The sequence below is a fragment of the Peptoanaerobacter stomatis genome (genome assembly GCF_000238115.1).
Lineage (GTDB): Bacteria > Bacillota > Clostridia > Peptostreptococcales > Filifactoraceae > Peptoanaerobacter > Peptoanaerobacter stomatis.
In genome coordinates, this window is record NZ_JH414563.1 from 1 (window position 1) to 23,826 (window position 23,826).

24 protein-coding genes and 2 pseudogenes are annotated in these 23,826 nt (G+C 40.0%); all 26 read right to left on the minus strand.

The genetic code is table 11. The features are described from left to right. Positions 1-394 precede the first annotated feature (394 nt). The 26 genes and pseudogenes from HMPREF9629_RS09285 to HMPREF9629_RS11635 all read right to left on the minus strand — a co-directional run bounded on the left by HMPREF9629_RS09285 (position 395) and on the right by HMPREF9629_RS11635 (position 23,748). Positions 395-769 (minus strand): hypothetical protein, encoded by a 375-nt coding sequence (locus HMPREF9629_RS09285; RefSeq protein WP_009526157.1) that lies wholly within the window; start codon positions 767-769, stop codon positions 395-397. An 87-nt stretch (positions 770-856) separates the two neighbouring features. Further along, complete coding sequence (locus tag HMPREF9629_RS09290; RefSeq protein ID WP_009526158.1) at positions 857-1,273, minus strand: sigma factor-like helix-turn-helix DNA-binding protein; 417 nt, start codon at positions 1,271-1,273, stop codon at positions 857-859. 204 nt (positions 1,274-1,477) lie between these two features. Beyond that, a complete protein-coding gene (locus tag HMPREF9629_RS09295; protein ID WP_242822046.1) occupies positions 1,478-2,281 on the minus strand; it encodes an ABC transporter ATP-binding protein in 804 nt (267 codons plus the stop codon). Continuing rightward, positions 2,268-3,290 carry a FecCD family ABC transporter permease gene (locus HMPREF9629_RS09300; RefSeq protein WP_009526160.1) on the minus strand — a complete coding sequence of 341 codons (1,023 nt, stop codon included), beginning with the start codon at positions 3,288-3,290 and terminating at the stop codon, positions 2,268-2,270. Before HMPREF9629_RS09300 ends, HMPREF9629_RS09295 begins: the two co-directional genes overlap by 14 nt. Positions 3,291-3,292: 2 nt before the next feature. Continuing rightward, positions 3,293-4,393, minus strand: a complete 1,101-nt coding sequence (locus tag HMPREF9629_RS09305) for an ABC transporter substrate-binding protein (protein ID WP_009526161.1) — start codon at positions 4,391-4,393, stop codon at positions 3,293-3,295. 16 nt (positions 4,394-4,409) lie between these two features. Then, positions 4,410-4,868, minus strand: coding sequence for a MarR family winged helix-turn-helix transcriptional regulator (locus HMPREF9629_RS09310; RefSeq protein ID WP_005541984.1), 459 nt, complete (start codon positions 4,866-4,868; stop codon positions 4,410-4,412). Next, a complete protein-coding gene (locus HMPREF9629_RS09315; protein WP_009526162.1) occupies positions 4,865-5,845 on the minus strand; it encodes a class I SAM-dependent methyltransferase in 981 nt (326 codons plus the stop codon). Before HMPREF9629_RS09315 ends, HMPREF9629_RS09310 begins: the two co-directional genes overlap by 4 nt. A gap of 104 nt (positions 5,846-5,949) precedes the next feature. Next, the gene (locus HMPREF9629_RS09320; protein WP_009526163.1) at positions 5,950-7,740 is read right to left on the minus strand and encodes a recombinase family protein; all 1,791 of its coding nucleotides are present in this window, start codon (positions 7,738-7,740) and stop codon (positions 5,950-5,952) included. Between the two features lie 50 nt (positions 7,741-7,790). Continuing rightward, positions 7,791-9,158 (minus strand): annotated as a pseudogene (locus HMPREF9629_RS09325) (DNA topoisomerase III); the annotation flags it as partial. A gap of 90 nt (positions 9,159-9,248) precedes the next feature. Continuing rightward, a complete protein-coding gene (locus HMPREF9629_RS09330) occupies positions 9,249-10,109 on the minus strand; it encodes a CD1107 family mobile element protein (protein WP_009526165.1) in 861 nt (286 codons plus the stop codon). Next, positions 10,087-10,323: a hypothetical protein gene (locus tag HMPREF9629_RS09335; RefSeq protein WP_007790404.1), complete on the minus strand. Its 237-nt coding sequence runs from the start codon at positions 10,321-10,323 to the stop codon at positions 10,087-10,089. Before HMPREF9629_RS09335 ends, HMPREF9629_RS09330 begins: the two co-directional genes overlap by 23 nt. Before the next feature lie 17 nt (positions 10,324-10,340). Then, positions 10,341-12,497 carry a C40 family peptidase gene (locus tag HMPREF9629_RS09340; protein WP_009526166.1) on the minus strand — a complete coding sequence of 719 codons (2,157 nt, stop codon included), beginning with the start codon at positions 12,495-12,497 and terminating at the stop codon, positions 10,341-10,343. 4 nt (positions 12,498-12,501) lie between these two features. Continuing rightward, positions 12,502-14,952 (minus strand): VirB4-like conjugal transfer ATPase, CD1110 family, encoded by a 2,451-nt coding sequence (locus HMPREF9629_RS09345; RefSeq protein WP_040012712.1) that lies wholly within the window; start codon positions 14,950-14,952, stop codon positions 12,502-12,504. Next, complete coding sequence (locus tag HMPREF9629_RS09350; RefSeq protein ID WP_009526168.1) at positions 14,864-15,253, minus strand: PrgI family protein; 390 nt, start codon at positions 15,251-15,253, stop codon at positions 14,864-14,866. The genes HMPREF9629_RS09345 and HMPREF9629_RS09350 overlap by 89 nt, the downstream gene beginning before the upstream one ends. A 3-nt stretch (positions 15,254-15,256) precedes the next feature. Next, positions 15,257-15,529 (minus strand): hypothetical protein, encoded by a 273-nt coding sequence (locus tag HMPREF9629_RS09355; protein ID WP_009526169.1) that lies wholly within the window; start codon positions 15,527-15,529, stop codon positions 15,257-15,259. 10 nt (positions 15,530-15,539) lie between these two features. Continuing rightward, the gene (locus tag HMPREF9629_RS09360) at positions 15,540-16,403 is read right to left on the minus strand and encodes a VirB6/TrbL-like conjugal transfer protein, CD1112 family (RefSeq protein WP_004634419.1); all 864 of its coding nucleotides are present in this window, start codon (positions 16,401-16,403) and stop codon (positions 15,540-15,542) included. A 10-nt stretch (positions 16,404-16,413) separates the two neighbouring features. Further along, positions 16,414-16,506: pseudogene (locus HMPREF9629_RS12625) on the minus strand (Maff2 family mobile element protein); the annotation flags it as partial. Between the two features lie 90 nt (positions 16,507-16,596). Further along, positions 16,597-18,207: a recombinase family protein gene (locus HMPREF9629_RS09365; RefSeq protein ID WP_002569232.1), complete on the minus strand. Its 1,611-nt coding sequence runs from the start codon at positions 18,205-18,207 to the stop codon at positions 16,597-16,599. Positions 18,208-18,318: 111 nt separating this feature from the next. After that, on the minus strand, positions 18,319-18,507 hold the full coding sequence (locus tag HMPREF9629_RS09370) for a transposon-encoded TnpW family protein (RefSeq protein WP_002569233.1): 189 nt from the start codon (positions 18,505-18,507) through the stop codon (positions 18,319-18,321). Continuing rightward, entirely contained in the window at positions 18,504-19,358 is an 855-nt protein-coding gene (locus HMPREF9629_RS09375) for an ATP-binding protein (RefSeq protein ID WP_002569234.1), read from the minus strand. Before HMPREF9629_RS09375 ends, HMPREF9629_RS09370 begins: the two co-directional genes overlap by 4 nt. Next, positions 19,355-20,104, minus strand: coding sequence for a phage replisome organizer N-terminal domain-containing protein (locus HMPREF9629_RS09380; protein ID WP_002569235.1), 750 nt, complete (start codon positions 20,102-20,104; stop codon positions 19,355-19,357). Before HMPREF9629_RS09380 ends, HMPREF9629_RS09375 begins: the two co-directional genes overlap by 4 nt. Positions 20,105-20,491: 387 nt before the next feature. Continuing rightward, on the minus strand, positions 20,492-22,123 hold the full coding sequence (locus HMPREF9629_RS09390; protein WP_002578447.1) for a relaxase/mobilization nuclease domain-containing protein: 1,632 nt from the start codon (positions 22,121-22,123) through the stop codon (positions 20,492-20,494). After that, complete coding sequence (locus HMPREF9629_RS09395; RefSeq protein ID WP_002569238.1) at positions 22,086-22,484, minus strand: plasmid mobilization protein; 399 nt, start codon at positions 22,482-22,484, stop codon at positions 22,086-22,088. Before HMPREF9629_RS09395 ends, HMPREF9629_RS09390 begins: the two co-directional genes overlap by 38 nt. 366 nt (positions 22,485-22,850) lie before the next feature. Further along, positions 22,851-22,991 carry a hypothetical protein gene (locus HMPREF9629_RS11820; RefSeq protein ID WP_004604824.1) on the minus strand — a complete coding sequence of 47 codons (141 nt, stop codon included), beginning with the start codon at positions 22,989-22,991 and terminating at the stop codon, positions 22,851-22,853. A 117-nt stretch (positions 22,992-23,108) separates the two neighbouring features. Then, entirely contained in the window at positions 23,109-23,312 is a 204-nt protein-coding gene (locus HMPREF9629_RS09400; RefSeq protein ID WP_003505336.1) for a helix-turn-helix domain-containing protein, read from the minus strand. Further along, positions 23,302-23,748 (minus strand): RNA polymerase sigma factor, encoded by a 447-nt coding sequence (locus HMPREF9629_RS11635; RefSeq protein ID WP_003505338.1) that lies wholly within the window; start codon positions 23,746-23,748, stop codon positions 23,302-23,304. The genes HMPREF9629_RS09400 and HMPREF9629_RS11635 overlap by 11 nt, the downstream gene beginning before the upstream one ends. Between the last annotated feature and the right edge of the window lie 78 nt (positions 23,749-23,826).

Here is a 23,826-nt window from a genome sequence, read left to right on the forward strand (position 1 = left end):
TATGCAGCTTTTGCAATCACGCTATGCCCCTTTGACCTTGTAACGATATCTACATGGGTATGCAAACTTTTGATTTCCATTGTCTTTTTCTCCTTTATCTGTTTTTAGTTTTGGAATTTTACTATCCTAATGTTCAGGTGGTATCTTCGCTCCCTTTTTCAAAGGGCGCAAAGATACACCGTTTGACTACGGTGCTTTGCGTTCCTGCGGAAAGCTATTAGCTCCGCTAAGGAAACAAAAACGCTAAAGCATTTTTATTTGTTCAAGGGGGCTACTCCCCCTTAGACCCCTGTGAACTTTGCTTTTTGTAGATTTTCAAATCCACAAAAAAAGCAAAGTGTTAAAATGTTTCTCACTTTGCTCCATCTCAATCTCTAATACATTTCTGTTTTTCTTATTCTTCATCAGTCGGTTCTTCAAAATCATCATTTCCGTTTTCTTCTCCAAGATTTGAATTTTCTTCTAAGGAGATTTCTTTTTCTCTTAAATGAATTTCTGTAAGTTCTTTTAACTTTTCTCTATTTCGATTATCGGAAAGTACATAATCTAAAAAGGCATAGATTAAATCATTATCTGTATTTTCTTCTACTCCGGTTATCTGTTTTTCAAATTTCTCAAACACGCCTCCTTTTTCTACTTTTCGTTTCGTGTCCGCCTTTCTTTTTAGCTGTGATTTCTTTTGTCTTAGTTGCTTGATTTTGTTTTCCGCCTGTTCTTTTTTCTTAGTTTCTTTTTCCAACTGGCTCATTACATTTTCTAACTCTTTCATTTTTCATTCCTCCATTTCAATATTGTTGCGTTCCAAATAAAGAAAGGCTAAGCACCTTTTTTTAGATACTTAACCTTTCCCATCTCTTTAGAATTTATCTTCTAAAAGTTTTCTTAGTTTTTCTAAAATCTTGTCCCTCCTTTTTCCGATTGCTTGATAGCTTACTTTTTCTTTTTTACCAATCGACCTTAGACTTTCTTCTTTGTAGAAAATGGCTTCTATCAGCTCTCTTTCTTTTTTTGTGAGTGTAGCTAATGCCTTGTTTAATTCTTCAATCTGCATTTTGACCTCTACAATTTTTTCTAAGTCTACTCTTTCATCTATGATATTGTCTACAAAGTGTCCGTCATAATCCAGTGCTGAAAACGGTATTACATTGTTTTTCCAATCTTTCTTGATAAGGTATTTTTCATGCTCGGTTATCTTCCAATAGGCTTTGTAGACTTCCTCACTGACCTTAACTGCTTTCCCTTTGACATAAAGGTAGTAATCCTTTTTATCCATTGTGCTATCCTCCTTTTTCTGCTCTCTGTTTTTGCTTTTTGAGAATAAAAAAAGGAGGACTTCTACACTTTGGCGTAAAATGTCCTCTGAATACATAAATAAAAAAAATATCTATCGTATAAGATATATTTAATTGTTGTTTATCATCACTTAGAATGTTTTGAAATTATTTCTACTTTTCTAATCATATTTTTTCCTCAATAATCAAACAGTTAAATCAGATACTTCATCAATAAACACAAATGCAGTAAAATCTTTTTCTTTGTATGAAGCTACAATTTTTTTTGAAATGACCGAAAAATATTCTGAAATGCTTTTCTCATTTAGAATTTCAGTAATTTCACCCACTTGATAATCATCATCTCCTAAAAGTAAACACTTATCTGCAAAAAGAATTGCATAATTAGGATAATGTGTATTTATAATGCAAGATATTTTATATTCGCTTACATATTCTTTAATAATTTTCATAAGTCGTAATTGATTGCGAAAATCTAAATGTGATTCAGGTTCATCTAAAATTAAAAGTTTAGGAGAATTTACTAAAGCTCTTGCTATAAAAACGAGTTGTAATTGTCCTCCACTAAGTTCGTTACATGGTTTATCTCTTAATTCACTTATTCCCATACGAACAAGTACTTTTTCTACTTCTTCATAATCTTGAGTTTTTGGATTAGCGAAATAAGAATTATGTCCTATTTTCCCAAATAAAACCATTTCAAATACTGTATATGAAAAGGATGTTTTATGTGCTTGTGGAACATACCCCACTTGATTCAAAGATTTAAAATCTATTATTTTACCATTTATCGCAGAATACCCGTCCGTCCATTGAAGCAATCCAATGATACATTTTAGCAATGTAGTTTTTCCAATACCATTTTTCCCCATAACTGCCATAATTTCTCCCTCTCCAAGTTCAAAATTAATATGGTCAAAAATAAATTTTTCTTTGCTATAATAAAAACTTCCATCTTTGATTTCTAAAATAATATTACTCACCTCCACAAGACCTTCTGTATATTATTGCGAAGAAGGGAGCTCCTATAAGTGCTGTCAAAATACCAATTGGGATTTCAGAAGTTACAATGTTTCTTGCAATGGTATCAACCACAATCATAAAAGTTGCTCCTACTAAACAGGAAACAAGAAGTAACTTATCATGATTATTTCCTATAATTTTTCTACAAATATGAGGGATTACTAGTCCTACCCAACCAACAATGCCTGATACCGCTACACAAGCCGCTGTTATTAGGGTAGAGAATAAAATGATTAACCAACGAGTTTGTTTCGGATTTACCCCCAATGTATAAGCATCTTCATCGCCTAAAGAAAGCAAGTTGAGTTTCCATCTGAACATAAGCAAACCCAATAACCCTATAAATATAGGTAATGCAGAAATTAGTATTTCTCTATACGTTGTATTAGAAAAACTTCCCATTAACCAAAAAGTTATTGTTGGTAACTTGTCTTTAGTATCTGCAACATATTTCACCAATGAAGTTAAGGCATTAAAAATTGATGAAACAATAATTCCAGATAAAACCAAAGTCATATTATCACTTTTCTTTTTAGAACCAGATAAAAAAAACACTAAAATAATACTTAAAATTCCAAACAAGAATGGAAGCACTGTAATGACAACTATATTATTGTCAAAAAACAAAATTCCTAATGCCGCTCCGAGCCCAGCACCTGAACATACTCCTAGGATATCCGGACTTACAAGAGAGTTTTGAAAAGTTCCTTGCAAGGAAGAGCCGGAAATAGATAATCCAGCTCCAACAATTCCTGCAAGTATAACTCTTGGTAATCTTATGTTAATAATAATATGATCTACAACTTTTAGTTCTTCATTATAGCTATTGAATACTCTATTTTTTAATACAGTTAAGATATCTCCTAGTTGAATAGAGTATTTCCCCAACATCATTGAAAATATACAAACACACAACAGAAGTCCTATCAAACTTAAAATCACACTTTTCTCACTATGTTTTCCTGACTCCAACATAACTATTTATTCCCGCTTAAACCTAGTATTGCCTTAATATCTTGATCGGTCAATGAAATGCTATATACTCTCGTATAGTAGTCTTTAAATTCCTTAATAAAATCTTCATTAGTGAATTTCTCAGGGTATGCTTTCGATCCTAACCATAAAGGCATAAGTGGTGAATCCATACAAGGTGCTGCCCATGAATATGTTGTTTTTGGAATATCATAAATTTTCTTTTCTTGGAACGCCTTTATCATAGACCAATCTTGCCCCTCTATATTATTCTTCAAATATGCTCCAGCCGGTACTCCTTGAAAAACAAAAATCATATCTGGATTCCATGCCTGAATTTGTTCCATGTTTACTTCTGCTGTACCTTGAATTTCATTAGCAACATTAATTATTCCAGCTTTTTCGAAATAACTTTCAGCATAAGCATCAAAAGAACTTTTTCCTGCAACCATTAATTTTCCTTTAACATTTCTAAATATCCACAACGCCTTTACTTTTTCTGAATTTGATTGTGGTAGGATTTTTTTTGATAATTCCTCGGAATGTTGCCACTCATCAGACAGTAGACTTTTCTTTTCTATATCAAAAATTTCACACAATAGGTTATTCCATGCAATAGTTACATCTTTAGGGTCTGTTAATTTAGGAGAGAAAAAATTTATAATAGGGACACCTATGTTCTCAAGATTTTTCTTCTGCGCTTCTCCATAATATAAAATTATGTCAGGTTTAAGGGCTAAGAGCGATTCTTTATTAATAGAAAAATCTTCACCAACAAATTTAGTGTCAATATTTTTATATTTCGGAAACACTTTTTCCATAATACCATCATCAGATTGAATAAAGGCTTTCTCATTAAGTCCAACTATCATCTTTTGATCAGGTATTAACTTAATGACAACTGAGGTAATAGGAGGAGCGACAATTACCACTCTCTTTATATCTTTTGCTGGCGGAATCTTAACATCTGCTCCGCTTATATCCTGTATCACTCTTTCTTTAACTTCTTTATTGTTAACATCATTTTCAACAGATTGCTTACCGCAACCTGCAAAAACACATCCTAGTACTATAATTGCAAGCAAAATTATAATTTGTTTTTTCATTATCCTAACCTCCAATTTAAAAATGATTTTGAACTAATTGGTCTGCATAATTCAAAAATCTTAATATTGTGTTTAATTCTTCTTCTGAAAGATTTTTAATAAAATCAAATAAAGCCTTATCATGTTCATCATGATATTCTTCATGATATTTATAAGCTAGTTTCCCTTTTTGAGTTAAAAATAATTTTTGCCTTTTTTTATCCTCTGAATCCTGTTTTTTTTCAACTAAATTCCTTTTTTCTAGCTTCAATAAAGTTTTGTGAACTACTGCTCTAGTTATTCCAAAATTACGTGCGATTTCAGAACTGTATATTCCGGGATAATCGCCAATCATCTTTATAATATGAATTTCTCCTCTATAAAAAACCATATCATTACTTCCAAAATCTAAAATATTTGTCTTTCCATTAGAAATTTTCTCTGTAAGTTTAATAAATGAGTCTATAACTTCATTTTGTATAGATGTCAACTTCATATCTCACCATCCTTTCTACGTAATTCACCTGCAAACAATCCAACTTTTATTCGCTTTTCCAATGATAAATTCGCTTTTTGCATTGATTGCTCAATTTCAGATTTTTTTGGTGCTGGTTTCATCCCATTTATATATCCTTTAAGCCAATTTAATATATGCTCTTTATGATATTCTTCATTTTCAAAAAATGAACCAATTATCAATAAATATCCATTTAATACTAATGCATCAGATAGTTTGCAAATAAACTCCGTAATATCCATATTAACAAAATTGAAAATTCCTGAAGCAATAATTAAATCATAGCCATCACCTATAGCATCTACATTAAAATCACCTTCTAAAACAAAAATTTTGTCTTGCATATCATTTTTCTCAATTATCTTTTTACTTATGCAGGCAACCTCAGATGTTTCAAATACATAAGCTGTACTATTTGGAAAATTTCTAATAAACTCAATAGACAATACTCCACTACCACCTCCCAAATCTAAGACCTTATAATTTCTATATTTGTCAGAAAATAATTGTTTAATTTCCCTATTAAAGTCATCTACTCGACCGGTAACATACATTTCATCATGAACGATTTCAGCAAGTTCTGAAAAATCTAATTTATCATTTTGTCCTAACGAATTATCTTTTACCTTATCACCTATATTTGATATTGAACCCAACTTTTCTCTAAATAAAATTGCTTTTCCTATATACTTTGAGCTGTTTTTTGAAAGGTATAATTTGCTACATTTTGTATTGCAATATGTTAAATTATTTTTTTCTATATAACCGCACGATAATAATGCTGATAAAAAATATTTTGTATTTTCTTTGTCATAGTTTGTCGATTTTAGGAATTCTTCTAGTGTTGTTGGTTCATCTAAATAAGAAAAAATATCTAATTTAAGAGCTTCAAAAAGAAGTTCCGCTTCTCGATATTGCAAAATAGTTTTATAGTAAATATTTGGTTTTAACTCCATATTAAAACTCCTTATTCTTAAAAATTTTGTATACCTAGTATACTATAAATTTAATTGTATGTCAAGCATACAATTAAACCATTCTCTTTGTCTTATACCTATCCTTATATTCCCTCTGCTTCCATTCTATCCTTTACCTTTTTCATATACCTATAATTATACTCACGCTTCTTTTCTCTCTTTTTCCTTAGTTTTTCAAGTTCCTCAAGTTCTTCTTTTGTAGGCTCTTTTTTTGGCATTTCAAACTTACCAATAAAATTTAGGTATATTTCAATTTCCTGTGTCCTCTCACAATTTTTCCATTTCCCCTCGTGAACCACTATCTTATCTACAAATTCATTGATCATTTGAGTTGTAAGTTCACTAAAGTCAGTATATTTCTTTACAAGTGCAATAAACTTATCCGCTCTGATACTGTCTTCTTCAAAATCTCTTAATGTGTCTTTTGTTTGCTCTATTGATTTTTCTAATGCCGTTTGTTCTGTTTCAAAGTCTTTTAACATCATATCAAAATGCTTATTAGAGAGTTTTCCGCTTACATTATCTTCATATAGCTTTCGGATTAAACTATTTATTTCAGATATTCTTTTTTCTTCTTTTGCTAATCTTTTCTTTAATAGCTTTGAGGTTTTTTCCTGTTGCTCCTTTGATGCCCGATATACTTTTTTAATAAACTCTTCTTCATTCAATTTTACATATTCGCTTACTTCCCTTATGGTATCTAAAACTAATTTATTGATAACTTCACTTCGGATATAGTGTGATGAGCATTTTTCTTCAAAATTTCCCCTTGCCAAGTTATAGGTTGAGCAAATATATTCATCTTTTAGAGGACGCCTTTTATCTGTTTTTCTCCCTAACCAATCTCTCTTAAATCCTGCTTTTCCACGATGATTATACATTTTAGCTCCGCAATCTGCACAAAAAACAAGTCCGGTTAATGGATTTGCTATGCCTACGCTATCCGTTCTTCTAATTGTCTTTCTGAGTTTTTGAACTGTATTAAAGGTTTCTTCATCAATAATGGCTTCTTGTGTATTTTCAAAGATTACCCATTCGTCTTTGGACGTTTTCTTGCTTTTATGACTTTTATAGGACTCTTTGTAGGTGCGAAAGTTCACAGTATGTCCCATATACTCAGGTCTACTTAGAATATTGCTTATGGTTGTTCCTCTCCAAAGATATGGCTCTGTTGAGTTATAGTTAGATATATGGTTTCCCATTCCTCTTTGAGCAAGATAATACGATGGTCTTTCAACTTTTTCTTCTGTTAGAATCTTGGCTATTTGATACGGACCATTTCCCTCTAAACTCATCTGAAATATGCGTCTTACTACTTCAGCTGCTTCTTCATCAATAATCCATTTGCTTGGATTGTCTTTATCTTTACGATAGCCATATATAGCATGGTTTGATGTATGATGTCCTCCTTCCAATCCTCTTGACTTTAATACGCTCTTTATCTTTTTACTGGCATCTCTGATGTACCATTCATTCATAATATTTAGAAATGGTGCAAATTCGGCACTTTCTGTTTTATTGCTATCAACACTATTTGCGACAGCTATAAAGTGTACTCCCTTTTCTCTAAACATCACTTCGGTATAAAAGCCTACCTGAAGATAATCACGCCCGACACGACTCATATCCTTAACTATCACAGTATCTATGATGTTATTTTCTACTCCCTCAATGAGTTTCTTCCAAGCCGGTCTTTCAAATGAGCCTCCTGAATATCCGTCATCGGTAAAATGCAAGATATTGGTATAGCCATTTTTATTAGCATAATCTTCAAGCATTTTCTTTTGGTTTATAATCGAATTACTGTCCCCTACCATTTCATCATCACGAGAAAGTCTTTCGTAGAGGGCAGTTATCTTTTTGTTTGTAGCCATTGACTTTTCCCCCTTTTTATTTTTCTAATCTACACTTCATAGAATATAACCTCTGTAAAGTGTTTCGGAGGCTGAGTGTATTTTTCTTTAATCTCTTTATTTCCAATAGTAATAACATCTCCAATGCTTACATCAGGAAGCTCCAAGTCCTCATTCTTCTTAGATTTGTATTCTTTAAGGTATTTTGTAAAGCCCTCCTCTTTAATTACCTTTCCGGTACTTGTAAATTCAAAACCGTCAAATTCAGCTACAATTTTAGTAGTATTTTGGGTGAGTGGATAGCCTACACTTGCATGAAACTTATTGAAAATAAGTCGATATACTTTTGCTTCATTTTCAGGAAGTTTGGATATATCTTCACTGAGCGATGATACGGTCGGGATAATCGCATGATGATCCGTAACTTTTTTAGAGTTGAATACTACCTTGATACGCCCTGTATCAAAATCATTTTTTCCTAAGATATTGTTAACTGTGCTTGTAATCATATCTTCGGTTAAACATCTGCTGTCCGTTCTTGGATAAGTAATCAGCTTCTTTTCATACAGGCTTTGTGCATAGTCAAGTGTCTGTTTTGCACTATATCCGAAATACTTGTTGCACTCTCTTTGAAGTGTTGTCAAATCAAATGGCAAGTCAGGCTTAGTAACTTTTTCTTTCTGAATCACATCCGTAATTTCTATTCTGTTTTCGAGTAAATTTTTAAGCTGTTCTGCCACTTCCAAGCTGTCAATTCGTTCTGTCGAAAGAGTAAAGCCGTTAAGTTCAAGTTCTACCGTATAGTATTTTTCTTTCTTAAAGTTGGCTATTTCGTCATCTCTTTTAACAATCATGGAAAGGGTAGGTGTCTGAACTCTTCCAACACTGTAATTTTGCTTATACAGGCAGGAATAAAGCCTGCTGATATTCATTCCGACAAGCCAGTCTGCTACCATCCTTGCCTGTGCCGATTCAAAGAGATTGTCATAGTCTTTTCCGTCTTTTAGATTATCAAAGCCGTCTTTAATTGCAGAATCTTCCATTGATGAAATCCAAAGCCTTTTCATCTTCTTTTTGCAGTTTGCTTGAAGATATACAAGTCTGAAGATTGCTTCTCCCTCCCGTCCTGCATCACAGGCATTGATAACTGTATCAATCTCCTTATCATTCATCAGCTTTTTCAGGGTGTTAAACTGCTTTTTTGTCGCCTTTGCCACATCATACTGATATTCACTTGGAATAATCGGTAAATCCGCCATATTCCACTTGGTATACTTTTCATCATAAGAATCGGGATTTGCCATTTGAATTAAATGTCCCACGCACCAAGATACTTTATAGCCGTTTCCCTCATAGTATCCGTCCTTTTTATTCTTTGCCCCAATCACTTTGGTAATGGATAGTGCAACGCTCGGTTTTTCTGCTATCACTAACTTCATTTTTCGCTTTTCCTCCTTTTTCAATAAAGTAGGGCGAAAGATTTTACTCTCTCGCCCTGTGTTTTACAGCAAATAGTATCTTTTTTACTCCTAATCTTCTTCGCTGTCCTCTGTTTCATCTTCCATTTTCTGATTTTCAACTTCTTCATTTTCCATTTCTTCATTGACTTCCGCTTCCGAGAAAAAATCATCATCTTCCTCTAAGGCTTCCAGTTCCTTATCTTCTTTCTTCTTTGCTATCTTAAAATAATATCCTGCTCCCAATGCACCCAAAGTTACAAGAGCAAGCAGGATATATGTTCCGGTGCTGCTTTTTTCTTCCTTTTTTTCAGGCTTTACTTCTTCCGTTTTCTCTTGTTTTACAGGTTCTTCCTTGACTACTTCTTTCGGTTTTTCCTTTGCTTCAACCATATTGAGCAGATCATCTTCGGAAACTTCGGTAAGGAGCATTACATTTTCTCCCTGTTCATCGTGATTGATAATGAGGTGAAAGGTCTTACCGTTCTTCGTCTTAAAGGTAATAAACTGTCTGGCATCAGCGGAATATTTATCGGTTTCTTTATTGTCCTTATCGCTGTTATGATGAATCGGATAATCTTGGTTTGCATTATCCTTGTTTTCCGTAACGGAAGCCCTTGCTTTTGAGGGAGCGGAAGCCACTCCCTTATTTGTATTTGCCTTTTCACCATTTGAAGCTGCATTACTTTGCTTTAAGTTCTCCGGCTCTTTGGCATTTAACTTATTGGGATAGCGGACTTCTTTTTCTTCTTCCTTTTTAATAACTGTAATTTCCGGTTTTTTCGGTTCTTCTTTTAGTGTTTCCTGTGCTGCTTCTTTTTCATCAACCTGTGCATAGGCTACCGATGGGTAAGCTGCCATAATGACCATAACTGCAAGAAGCAAAACTGTCATTAGCCTTGTAAATACCTTATTTTTCATAACTGTTTTCATCTTTTTTCTCCTTTTTCGTTTCTGTTTGTTCCTTTTTAACCTTTGCCATTAAATCTGTAATTGTGATGTTGTTCTTCCTGCAAATGGCAACAATCTCCTCATTTTCAAGTTCTTCTTCACGAATCAATAAAGGCTCCAATTCTTCATCAATCAGAGCCTTCTTATCCCTTAACTTCTTTATCTTGTTTTTTACTGCTGTAAGTTCTTTTTTCACATTTTACCGTCCTTTCTTTATTTTACTCTGCCGAAGCCGTAGAAATGCTCTCTCCAGTAAGGTGTATTGATACTGACAAAGCGGATAGGATCACCGGCGTGTATCATCATACCGTTTCCTGCGTAAATGCCGACGTGAGATATTGGACTTCCACTGTTATAGGTGTTTTTGAAAAAGATTATATCTCCCGCCTTTGCTTCCGATGGAGATACAGGATTGCAGTAAGTTTTGTAAATTCCCCAAGCGGTCGTCCTTGGCATATTTTTTACTCCCGAATGGGTAAAGCTCCAACATACAAAGGACGAACAGTCGAAGTTATTCGGCCCGTTCGCCCCAAATACATATCTCTTTCCGATATGCTTTTCCGCTTCGTTAAACAATGCCTTCACCGTTACATCATCAAAGGCAATTCCCGGATTTGAAAAGTCGGGATTCTCTACAATCTCCGATAAATTTCCGTTTCCGCTTCCAAAGACAGTTTCCATATTTCCTTTAGATGCAAGCAGTGCTTCATAGTGAAGAACATTATCGGGATACTCTGCAAAGATTTCTCTTACAACACTGTCCATTTCTCTTTTCTTCAGCGTTACTATGAGCTTCTTATACTCATAGGCTTCTTCATGGCTTTCGGTATGCTCATTGCCATCTTCATCGGTATATGTTTCCGTAACTGTCCTGTATCTGATTTCAATTTCTTCCCGATAAGATAAATCATACATCTTTGTAAAAAGGTCATTGATGATGCTTTGAACTTCCTTTGAATCCTTAATTTCCCCACATCTTGAAGTGATGTAGGATAAAAGTTCATGGGTATTGTGTCCGATTTCTCCCTCTTTTTCTATGATGTATTCATCATAGCCGGGATAATTTTCTTCTACGGAACTGATTTCGTCTTGCAGCCCTTCCTCCAATCCTGAAAACTGCTGATTAACTTCCGTTAAGACATTTTGGTCGGAAAGATAGGTTGTAGTTAATACGCCGCTTGTAGAGTTCATCATTCCAGTCATAGATGTCCCTGCAAAGTTGGTAAAGAAAGTCAGTAAAATAATAAGACCTATGACAATCATCATAAGTCCCTTTGCTTTTCGTACGATCATTTCCTTTGAACTCTTTAAGGTGTTAATAACTCCTTCCTTAATCCTGTCCCTAAGCCTTGATTTATTCTGCTTTCTTATAGTATCTTTCATTTGCTTACGCTTTTGAAATCTCTTAAAGGTATCAGCTTTCTTGTACTCATCCGTTTTCTTTAATTCCTCTTTGGCTTCCCGAAACTCCAGCTTTGATTTACGCTTTCGTATCTTGTAATCTTTTTTGCTGAGATCATAGCTTTTCTTAGCCTTTTTCTTATTGGCATAATTTTTTATCCCATGAAGTAATTTTGAGTTTACATCTGCAATCTTTTCTCCTGTTTCCACGCCCTGATTTTCATCACTGCCATGGGAAAGATAATCCCTTACCGTTTCACTTCCTTTTGCAAGTCCTGATAGAGCAGACACCTTTGCGACCTTATTTTTCAGTGCCTTTTTTTGCTCTTTGGAAAGCCTGTTCTTTTTTTCTTTGTCATAGACAGTTTCTTTACCGGTATTTTTGCTTTCAGCCTTATCTTTAGCATTTTCTTCTTTTGAAGTATTATCCTTACTTCTTGTATAGAGCTTATCTGAATAGTTTTTCTTCTTATACTTTTCCTTTTGAGCCTTATGTTTTTTGGGAGAATTTCCTGTTATATCTTCCTTTATATGAAGATTATCTTCCACATCATAAGCTGATTCAAAATAATCGCTGTCCCTAAAATTATTGTCATACCTGTCAATGATCCCGTCATTATCAAGGTCTTTGCCTAAAGGATCGTAGATTCGTCCGTCTTTCACATCGGTATTATAGTCTGACTTTATTTCGGCATTTCCTTGACTGTTATTTATCTTAACAGATTTTCTATGCCTTGCATTTTTCTTGGAACTTCCCTGAGTAAGCTCATTCTTAGAAACTCTCTTGCTTATCTTTTCGTGTATCTTATGTTGAAACCTGTCTTTGTCATGGATAATCTTTCCTCTGTAATCATCACCATGTTTTAGCTTGCTGCTTTCATCAATACCGACACTTTCTTTCCCTAAAAGTCTTGCTTCCTCCTTTATTTTTTGTCTTTCGGCAAAATCTTTTTTCATCTTTTTACTCATAAGCCTACCTCACTTCTTCAGGTTTCGTTGTCATCTTCTTATATAAAATGGTGTCTTTTGGGAACTTGTCGATAAATGGAACTATGGTATTTCCAAAGAACAGCAGTCCCTCGCCCTCATTGGAGTTGGTAACATATTTAAGCTGAGGTTTTGAGATTTTAAGCTTTCTTGCAAGTATTTCTCTATCGCCGGATGCCTGATTAAGCATTAGTACAAAGTCCGTATTATCAAAGATATTTTCTATCTCCTTACTCATGAGTAGGTCTTTGACATTCTGCGTGATACCTGTCGGAATTCCTCCCCATTTTCTGAAACGCTTCCATATCTCTACTGAGTAGGAGGCGGTCTGCTCATCTTTTAAAAGCAGGTGGAACTCGTCTATATAGTATCTTGTTGCCTTATTTCCTCTGTTTAAAGATACCTTATTCCACACCTGATCCTGTATCACAAGCATGCCTATTTTCTTTAACTGACTTCCAAGCTCTTTAATGTCAAAACAAAGAAGTTTCTTATTCAAATCCACATTTGACCGATGGTTAAATACATTAAGAGAGCCTGTTACATAAATCTCCATCTCTGTTGCAAGTTTCTTACCGACCTTTTCTTCCTGATTTTTAAGCATATCGTATAAATCCTGAAGTATCGGCATATTTTCTTTTATAGGGTTGTCAAAATACTTCTCATAAATCTTAGGCAAGCACCTGTCTATTACCGACTTTTCTTCCGCTGTAAGTCCGCTACCGCCAACTACAAGTTCAAGCATACTCATTATGAAGTTTGCTTTATCTTTAAGCGGTGCATCTCCATCCCCATAGTTCATATTGATGTCAAGAGGATTGAGGTAATCCTTTGACTTACTGCTGACTTTAATGACTTCCCCGTCAAACTGTCTTACAAGATTTCCGTACTCTCCTTCGGGATCGCAGATAATGACATCATCATCAGTTACTATAATAGCATTAGCCATTTCTCTTTTCGCTGAAAATGACTTACCGCTACCCGGTGTACCAAGTATCAAACCGTTCGGATTTTTGAGCCTTTTCCTGTCTGCCATAATCAGGTTATGACTGAGGGCATTTAATCCGTAATACAAACTGTTGCTTGAGTTGATGAAAAGTTCTTCCGTTGTAAAGGGCATAAAGACTGCCGTAGATGAGGAAGTAAGTCCTCTGTTAATCTCAAGCTTATTTACTCCAAGAGGAAGTACGCTGACAAGTCCTTGCTCCTGTGCATGATCAAGTCTTTTTAATTTGCAGTTATGCTTATTGGCAATGGAGCTTATCTGTGCAATAGAGTTTTCAAGTTTTTGTATTGTCCTTGCAAAATTCATAAAGACAATGGTTACAACAAACATTCTCTCATCTCTTGTCTGCAAGTCTTTTAACAGGCTTTTTACATCTTCCCCATAGGTGATTAAGTCTGACGGTAAGATGTCCATATCATAACCCGATCTTACCGCCTTTTTATTTTCCTCAATTCGCATCTTATCAATATCGGTATTTTTCCTTTTTACCATCTTAATGGCTTCGCTCTGTTCTATCGCCCTGATATGAAACGAGATATTGATGTTATCATCAATGTCTAAAAACTCTGAAAGCATACGGTCTGAAAGCTCACTTGCAAGGATTTGAAAATGGCTTGTTGCTCCGATGAATTTGCCGAACTTAAAATATCTGCTTGGTGTAAAGTTAAATTCATCAGGTGTAATATATGTCTTTGTACTTTCTTTTCTTTGCAAGTCATTATATGAAAAGTAAAATGTCTTACTTGGATTTAATATATCGTGAAGAATCTTTAACCTTTCTTCGCCGGTAAGACTTTCTGCCCTTACTCCCATATTTTTAAGATTGGATAAGATGTCTATCTCCAGTCTTTCAAGTTTTGAGATTGCCTGCTCCATATTGTCTGCATCTACTGTAAATGTTACATACTTTGATTTTTTCAGTCCGTTATTTCCCTTTACTATCTGGCTTTTTAGCATTTCTCTAAACTCTAATCGTATATCGTCAAAGCCGTCCTTTTTATCCGGTATTTGTATTGCCGATTGCATTTCTTCATTCCTTCCAAGCTGATTGATATATGAAAGCTCTATACTTACACTCGGATCAAAGGAGTTTAGAAAGTTTGCAAACTGGTTAAAAATCAAGTCCCTATCTTCATCTAAGGCAAGCTGGTAGTTAATGTCCTCAAAGACGATACTTTTATTAAAGTACCTTTCATCTGTTTGGCATATACCGCTTTTTAACATTCTGAGATAGGGAATGGTATCTTCTACGGTATAGCGTTTTTGCTCTTTTTTTAAGATTATGTCAAAGACTGATGTTTTCTTATTACCATTATTTGTCTTGTCTTTTTTCATCTTTACTTTATCTTGCTTTAGTTCCTGTTTCCCCCTTTTTAGTGCCTTTTTGTTTCTTTCTAACTTTATCTGCTGAATTTTTCTTTTGCTGTTCAAGGTAAACCTCCTTTCTCACACGCTTCATAGGCTGGTAAAACTTGTGCAAATAGATATGCTTAAAATACTTTTCAAAGGGCAGTCCGTCCTTTTCAAAAAGAGTTGCGAAAAATATAGGAAGCGTTGATACAATAAGAAGTATGACCGCTATATCATTTGGTACAAATTTCCTTGTAAAGATATATACGGGGATTCCTATCAGTCCTGCAACGCTGAATCCTATGAGCTGTCTTTTGGTAAGATTAAAAGCAACTTTTGTTTTAACTTTATTTAAATCTTTTGGAATGGGTACATACGCCATAAGCTACCTCCCATCTTCCTTTATTCTCAAAAGTTCCTCTATATGTCCATATACACTTGAAACTTCATCCCTTACTTCTTCGATTTCTCTTTCCATCTCATTATTTTTCTCACTTTGAAACATCAAAATGGAATTGCTGTCTCTTTTGACAGTATCAATCTTTTTCTCCAGTCTGCTTAGTTTTCTCCTGTTTAGTGCAGTAAAAGCTACTGCAAATCCTGCAAGGAAAACTTCCACAAATAAAAAGAGTCTTTCTTTATTTTCTGTTGTTTTCATCTTATCCTCCTTAATGCGAGTTCATCACGCTTTTTGCAAGTGTTCCGCTCTTTAACATCATCAGTCCCAGTAATACGGCATATCCGAGTACCATAAATATGCTCGTGTGTATGTCCGTAAAGTTTATCGTTTTAACCAATACTGCATAAATTCCAAGACAAACCATTAGAATCAATCCCTGAAGCCCTAAAGCAAACAGTCCTTTGATGTAGTTTGTTCCTATCTGCCCCCATTCTTTGTTTCCCATCGTCGCAAAAGGAATGGCTGAAACAGATGAGTACACATAGATTTCAAACATTCTTCCATAAACTACAAGCATAATCACGATGGATATTGCCTGTATTGCAACTTTTACAAGTGAGATTTCAAACAGAATCATTAAAAGCTCACCCAGTCCTTTATCCTTTAGGGCATCCACCATCTGAACAATCTGATCTCCGGAAACGGTGGCAGAGGTGTTGATTACCCCTGCCGCCTTGTTTACCATACTTTGTGCCACATCAAAGACCGCCATTGAAAACTCAAAGGCATGAGATACTAACCATACAGCAATCCACATCTTGATGATGTATTTGAAAAACTCAAAGGTATCCGTATCGTGCATATTGTTCTTTTGCATGACCATATTGATAAGCTCGATACAAAGGACTGCCGTTATTATTAGCCCTGCTATGGGAATAATAACGGAGTCATTAATATTTTTAATAAAGCTGAATACTTCTCCGTTCCACCCCATAGGTGTCTTTCCTACATCTGCTGCAACACTGTTTACCTGATTGTTTATGTCAAGAAACATGGACTCTAAGTTTGCCTTGATACCTCCGAGCAGAAGTTCTCTGAAAAATTCTTCTATCTTATCGAAAATACCAAACATAGATTTCTCCTTACTTCAAAAGATTTGCAAGTAGCGGAATAAGCTTTAAGCCGATAAGGACAATACCTCCTCCAGCCATAAGCTGCTTTATACCCTGTGATTTTACTGATGTGCGATAAAGAAGTAATAGAAGTGTAAAAAATTTTGCCGTTCCTATCCGGCACTTGCGCATTGTGTCGGATAGGTCGGGCGGTTATTCGGGCAAGTCCACCTTGCCAACAAAAGAATAATAAATCTCAATGTCCTGTCTGCGGGTCTTGTTCTCGTCATAGCTGCACTCATGCACAACGATTTTCTCTACAAACTCCCGCAGCAGAGTAGGGGTAAGTTCTTCAAAGCTGGTATGCCGCCGGACAACATTCATAAACTTTTCTGCGTTCACGGTGGCTTCCTGTGCTTTGGAAAGCTCCGCTTGAATAGCAGCGGCTCTTTCTTTCAGCTCCCGTTGCTCTGCTTCATAGTCTGCCGACAGCTCTGTGAAACGCTCGTCTGATATGCGCCCGGTCACGCTGTCCTCATACAGCCGCTTGAAGATAGCGGATAACTCGGCTATGCGTTTCTCGGAGGCTTCCAGTTCCTTTTTCTTGGCGGCGTTCCTGCGTTTGCCCCCGTCCTCGTTCTGCTCAATCAAGAGTTTCATAAACCGGGCTTCATGCTTTGCCGCATAGCTGGTCACTTTCCGCAGATTGGAGAGTACACCAGCGGTCAAGAGGTCGGTGCGGATAAAGTGCGCCGTACAGTCATGGGTGCGTTTCTTGTAGTTGCCGCAGATATAACAGTCCTGCTTGCGCTTGTCCGTCTGGTATCGCTGCTGATACATCACGCTGCCGCAGTCCGCACAGAACAGTATGCCGGAGAACAAACCCACTTCATCATAGCGGTTTGGGCGTTTGCGCTGTTTGCGAAGCTCCTGCACCCGTTCCCATGTTTGGGTGTCTATGATAGGCTCGTGGTGGTTCTCGAAAATCACTTGCTTTTCCGGGGGATTTTCTACACTGTGCTTGACTTTGTAAGAAAGTTTTTCTGTCTTGAAATTTACCAGACAGCCTGTGTATTCCCGGTTTTCAAGGATATGCACTACGGTATTGGTCGCCCACTTGCACTCATAGCCGGGGTGGTAGCGGCGGGTGCTGCCCGTCCTGCGGTATTCAAGCGTTCCCGGCGTGGGGATTTGCTGCTCTGTGAGCATACGGGCTATCTTGGTCGGACCATTCCCGGCAAGACAGAGGTTGTATATCTGCTTGACTACGGGTGCAGCTTCCTCGTCAATAATGAAATTTTCATCCTCGTCCATGAGGTAGCCATACACAGGCTTGCTTGTGATGGGCTTGCCATTCATGCCTTTTGAGCGTTTTACTGCTTTGATTTTCTTGCTCGTATCTCTCACCAGCCATTCGTTAAAGATATTCCGCAGCGGGGCAAAGTCATTGTCGCCCTGTGCGCTGTCCACTCCGTCATTGATAGCGATGAAGCGGACACCTTTCTGTGGGAAAATCATTTCCGTGTACATTCCCACTTGCAGGTAGTTTCGCCCTAACCTCGACATATCCTTTACGATAACTGTCCCGACTTTTCCGGCTTCAATGTCCGCAAGCATGGCTTGAAAACCGGGTCTTTGAAAGTTCGCACCAGAATAACCGTCGTCCGTGTACCAGCGCAGATTGGAAAAGCCGTTCTGCTTTGCATAGGTTTCAAGGATACGCTTCTGATTGGAAATGGAATTGCTTTCGCCTTGCAGCTCGTCCTCATGGGATAGTCTTGGGTAAAGGGCGGTAATTGGTTGTTGGTTGGTCTGTCTTAACATAAAATCCTCCGTTTCCGACAGCCAGCCCCACTATTCCGTACCTTGATTGTACCACATGGGGCGGCTGTCTGTATAGCGGCAAAAGCGTCAAATCTGCTTCTTTATGGTCGGTCAAATCGCCGTTTTTTGTGTAGCAGCTTCCGCTTCCAGCACTTTCATCATCTTGTCGGCTGCGGTGTCGGTTGCGCCCTGCTTGAAGAAGCCGGAAACGGTAAGGACGGAGTTGCCCATGCGGATTTCCGTCACACAGTCCGGGCGGCGGTCTGTTTTGGTGGTGCTTGTCTGTTTCGTTTCTGTCATAGGCTCTCCTTTCGCTGCTTCATCAGTTGCTTTAAGCGTTCCAGCTTTTCCTGTGCGGTTTCCTTTCGGAAGTTGCTGCCCGTGAAGCGGACGGGGGCGCACATGGAAGTCAGCCTGTCATAGATACGGGCGTGGGGCGTGTCCTGCGGGTGCTGCAATTCCTCCAGCGTGAGGTTGGTCGTGGCGATCAGCGGCTTGCCGCTTCGGTAACGGCTGTCAATCACGCTGTAAACCTGTTCCAGCCCGTATTCTGTTCCTCGCTCCATACCGAAATCATCAAGTATCAGCAGAGGGTAGCTGCAAAGGCGGGAAATATATTCGTTCCTGCCCTCAAAGCTGGCGGCAAGGTCACCCAGTATCGTTGCAAAGTTTGTCATGCAGACGGCAACCTCTTTTTCCATAAGGGCGTTGGCGATACAGGCGGCAAGGTAGCTTTTTCCCGTCCCCACGCCGCCCCAAAACAGGTAGCCGATATTTTCAGCCTGCATGGTTTCCCAGCTCTCCACATAAAAGCGGGCGGTTTCGGTCTGCGGGTTTCTGCCGTTGTCATGCTCAAATGTCCAGTTCCGCATAGCAGGGTCGGTAAAGCCCCGGCGTTTCAAGTCCTCCACTTTTTCAAGGTGCTTCTGTCGGCTTTCGGCGGCTTGCTGCTTTTCACGGGCTGCCCGCTGGCAGTCGCACTCTGCCGGGTGGCGGTCACGCCCGAAACAAGTCTTTCCCTCTGCAAAATAGGCTTCTTTGGGCGTATGGCACTTACCGCAGTATAAAAGCCCGTCCTCGCCTGTGTAGTCCTCCGCTTCGGCGGTAGTGGCTGTAATGTCCGTAATCATAGCTTCAATTCCGTTTTTCATAAGCTCTCGCCCTCCTTGCATGAATAATCGGGTATGCCCTGTTTCGGGGCAGCCTTGCCTTTGGCAGCGTCCTCCTGCGCCCACTTGTAAATGGTGGCTGCATGGCTGTGGTACTGTTTCCCGGTGGAAGCGATATGGCAGGAAAGCCGGTCAATATAATACTCCCACTTGTCGGGCAACTCTGTTTTTAGCCCGGAAAGCTCTGTATCGGTCAGTATCACATTGTTGTATCTGCCATAAGCGGCGGGGGCGGGGTGTCCCGTTTCTCCCTCTCTCTCTTTTTCTATCTCTATCTCTTTCTCTAACTCTATCTCTATCTCTGGTGGACGAATGTCGGACAAATGTCCGCCTTTTGTCCGGGGCGGTAAAAGTGCCTTGTTTTCCAGTCTTGCAGCCCGTTTCCGCTCGGCTTCGGTAGAGGACTGTCCTATCATCAGCTCAATGTCGGTCATATAGAAAGCCCCGCTGTCAAGCTGCTCCACAAGCCCCAACTGCCGGAAAATCTCTAAAGCCCTCTCAACCGTCCCTATCTGGTGGCGGGTCAGTGTCGCTATCATCTGCGCTGTGTAGGGGATATGCTCGTCAAGCTGCAATTTCCCGCCGTTTTTCAGCGATTTTAAGTACAGCTTCAAGAGGATATTGGAGTATAAAATCCCGTCTTTCATATCTTCCAGCAGCACAATGGAGTCGCTGTCAAAAAAGTTCTCTTTCAGCTTGAGGTAGTAATACTTGCGGTTATCTGCCATTGTCCCTGTCCTCCTTTTTCCGGCGTTTGGAGTAGTAGTGGGGGCAGAGTATGATAACCGCCCGGAAGCTCTGCTTGCAGCTATGGGTACAGCCCCGGCAGAGGTCATTGTATGTGATACGATCGCAGGTGGAATTCCCGACTTTCACTTGCCGCAGGAAAAAAGACCATTCCAGCCGCCGTTTCTTGCTCATTCTTGGCATGGGTGCGCTCCTTTCTGCCGTTTCCGCTGGTGTGGCGGTATCGGCGGTAATTCTGTATCATCTCGGTATCATTTTCGGGTTTTTTCTGCCCTATAAGCCCGTTAAAAAATCCTTTGGTATTTGCGGATAGGGTACGGGGCAGCCCCCTTGTTCTGTATAGGTTCGGGTACATTTTGGGGCGGTTTTTATCGTTCCTGTTCCTGCCTTTTCACAGGCTTGCGCTCCCGGTGTAAAATCTGGTCGATATTGCCCTTGACAGTCTGTAAGCGGCGGTATTCCTCCCGTTTTGCCCGGTAATCGTTGTAGCCGCTGTTTTTCTCTTGGATAAGGGTTTCAATCTCTGCTTGCAGGGCTTTATAGCTCGGCAGCTTGGAAATGCCGTTTTCCCTGAAATAGCGGGCGGCTGCGTCTGCTATGATAAAGTCGCTTTCGTACTTCTGACGGTAGGCTGCTTTTGCTTTGGCGTTTTTCTGCTGTTTCAGCCCGTCCCGGACAGGGCGGGTCTTGGAATAGGCAAGCACCTGCCGTTGCAGCTCCTTTTTCCCGTTCAGCGTCTTTTCCATCTGCTTCAGCTCTGTAAGGCTTTCCCGCATGGCGGTATAGGCGGCAGAACAGGCTTCGTCCAGTTCCTCCGGGGAAGAAAAGCCGTACTGCTGATAGGCGGTAACGGTAGCTGCCATTTGCTTTAGGTTGTGCTTTGCCGCCCAGCGGTCATAGCCCACGCCCTTGCCCTCGGCTCGCTTGGCTTCCCGGTCAACCATGCGCTGCAAGGTGTTGTCTGCCGGGGTGGTTTTTGTGGTTTTTTCCCCTTGTGACAGCTTTTTAACCGCGGCAGGGTATTCGAGTATGGCTTTGCTCTGTTCGGCGGCTCTGTGGGCGTTCTGCGTAAGCAGGACAAGGACAGCAGCCTTGTCAAAATCGTCCCCCAGCTTCCGGGCTGTGATAGGCTTTGTCCTGTCCGGCGTGAGGTAGGAAAGCCGCCCCCGGCTCTCCTTGACGGTCACACCCTCCCGCAGCAAAAGGGAAGAAAATTCGTCAAAGCTGCCAGCTTGGGAAAGTGCCTGCCGTATCGTCCGGCGCAGCTTCGCCTTGTCCGTTTCAAACTTGGTGGGCTTGGTCGGCTGTCCTGCGGCTTCTCTGACAGCGTTCTCTTTATCAAGGGCAAGCTGTCCTTTCTTTGCCGCCCAGTATTCCCGTTCGGTTATCCGTTCCTTGCTGCCGCTTAGGAGGTCGATTTGGTAAAGCCCCTCCCGGTGGCACATCTCCATGACTTCACTCTTGAAATATTCCATAGCGGCGTTGGTGCAGCGGTGCTTGCAGCCCTCCCGTGTGTCGGCTGGTCTGTCCATGTAGGGCAGAAGCGGGACTTCATAAATCCGCAGGGAGTTGATGACGATATGCACATGGATATTGCCGCTGTGGTTATGCCCGTCCGGGTGGGTGCAGACTAAGGCTTGGTGTCCGGGGAAATGCTCTTTACAGAACTGCTCGCCCAGCTCCTGCGCCCGGTCTACGGTCAAGCCGTTGTCTGTCCCGTCCCGTGGGTCAAAGCTGATGATATAGTGGTGGCTTTTCACATCTTCCCGTTTTTGGTTTTTCTCATAGCGGAGATTAGCCCGCATACAGGCAACAGCGAAATCCTCGCCCCCACAGTTGAGGGAAGAAATGCGGTAATCCTCCCTCGGTATCAGCCGCCCGTTTTCATCAAGGGTGGGCTTCATGGTAAACTCGTCATGCTCAAATGTGAGATAGGCTTCCGCTGCGCCATAGTCCGCATTTTTAGAGCTGATATGTTTGAATGTTGCCAACAGCGTCACCCACTTTCTGCAAGACTTCAAACTTTAGGGCAGCAAGGTCGGAAACCGCCGCCCGTACCTCCCCGGCAAGCTGCGGGTAGGGGCTGTGCCACTCGTTCAGCGTCCGGGCTATCTGGTTTAAGTTGCCGCCGATCCTGCCGTATTCGGCGGTCAGCTTCCCGACAGCGGCAAGCAACTCGTCATTGACGGGGGAAACGGTTATGATGGGGCGTATGGCTGCCCCGGTTATGGCTTGCCGGATAAACTCGGCTTGGCTCATGTTGTAAGCAGAAAGCCTTTCCGCAAACTCGGCGTATTCTTCCTCGGTCATGCGTGTCTTGACTACCCGGCTGCGGTGCGGCGTGTTATATCGTTTTCGCATGGTAAAACCTCCTTCGGCTGTGCGTGGTGTCCTCTCACTAATAGGAGAAAAACAGGGTGTAAAGCGGAACTGTTTTTGAAAAATCCGAAAAATTATTTTGAGGGATTTTCCAGCGGCGTAAGCCGCATAAGCAGGGTTTGGGGAAGGCACTCCCCAACAAGATTCCCGCAGGGGCAAAATGAGCGATAAGCGAATTTTGGTACTGCGGTAGAATCTTGCTCTGAAAAACTCCGGCGTTCCCCGGCTTCCGTACTTTCCGCTAACAAGACGTTTCAAAAGGGCTTTGCTACCCGCTATTCCGGCATATCTTGAAAATTTTCCTTTCACTACCTACAACACCACGCAAAGCAAAATGGACGGAGATTTTTAGAATTTCCCCTTATTCCCTACAACACCACGCAAGCCGAAAAAGGCGGACAATGGCAGTATTTTTTTCTTTGATACCCTCCACGGATAAGTAAGGGATTTTGCCAACTGCGGCGGCAATTTTCCCTTTTGTTTTTTCATACTGGGGATTTTCAAAAATGCCAAACAGGAACGAAAAAAAGCAGCAAATCTGTTGAATAGATTTACTGCTTTCTGGTTGCCGGCGAAGCGGCGGTTATTCAGTTGTAGGCGGTAGGGCTATCTCCCAAAGCGGAACTTGAAAATAGCTGTGAGAAGCGTCTGGGTGATGTAGTCCTCTGTATCTTGGTCTACCCGTCCATTCACACGGGCGGCACATTGTATGCGGCGGCGGTAATACTGCAATACAGTTCCCACCGCTTCCGGCTCCCCGCTGGTGGCTTGGACGATTGTTTCATAGGGGAGAAGCCTATTATTTCTCATATGCCATTCCCTCCATTTCCGCTTGGAGCTGCCGTAGGACTTTTCGGATATGGTAGCCCGCTGTGCTGCGGCTGCGCCCGTACTGTCTGCCAATTTCGTGCTGTGGAATACGCTTGAAAAAGGACAGGTAAATCATTTCCCGCTCCCGTTCGTCCAGCCGTGACAGGGCTTCCGCAAGTAAGCCGCTGCTGAAAATGACCGTATCGCCGCAAAGGGTAAGTATGTATTCCTCGTCCGGCTCCGGGGCTTGGAAATATTCATCTGTCGTGCCTAAAGGGTAGTGCTTTTCGTCTGTGAGGTATTCAAGGGATATTTCTCTTTTGTGCTTCCTGCTCCGTGTCCTCGCTGCGTTGATCGTTGCATTTCGGATAACGACTTTGCAAAAGGCATGGAAAGTGTACTCGATATGTTCCCGATATTCTTCTGTACAGGTCATGGAAAATCCCCCTTTCCTCCCAAAAGGGCTGTGGCTGGTTAGTAGTTGCTTTTTATGATAGTAAGGGGCGGCAGCACT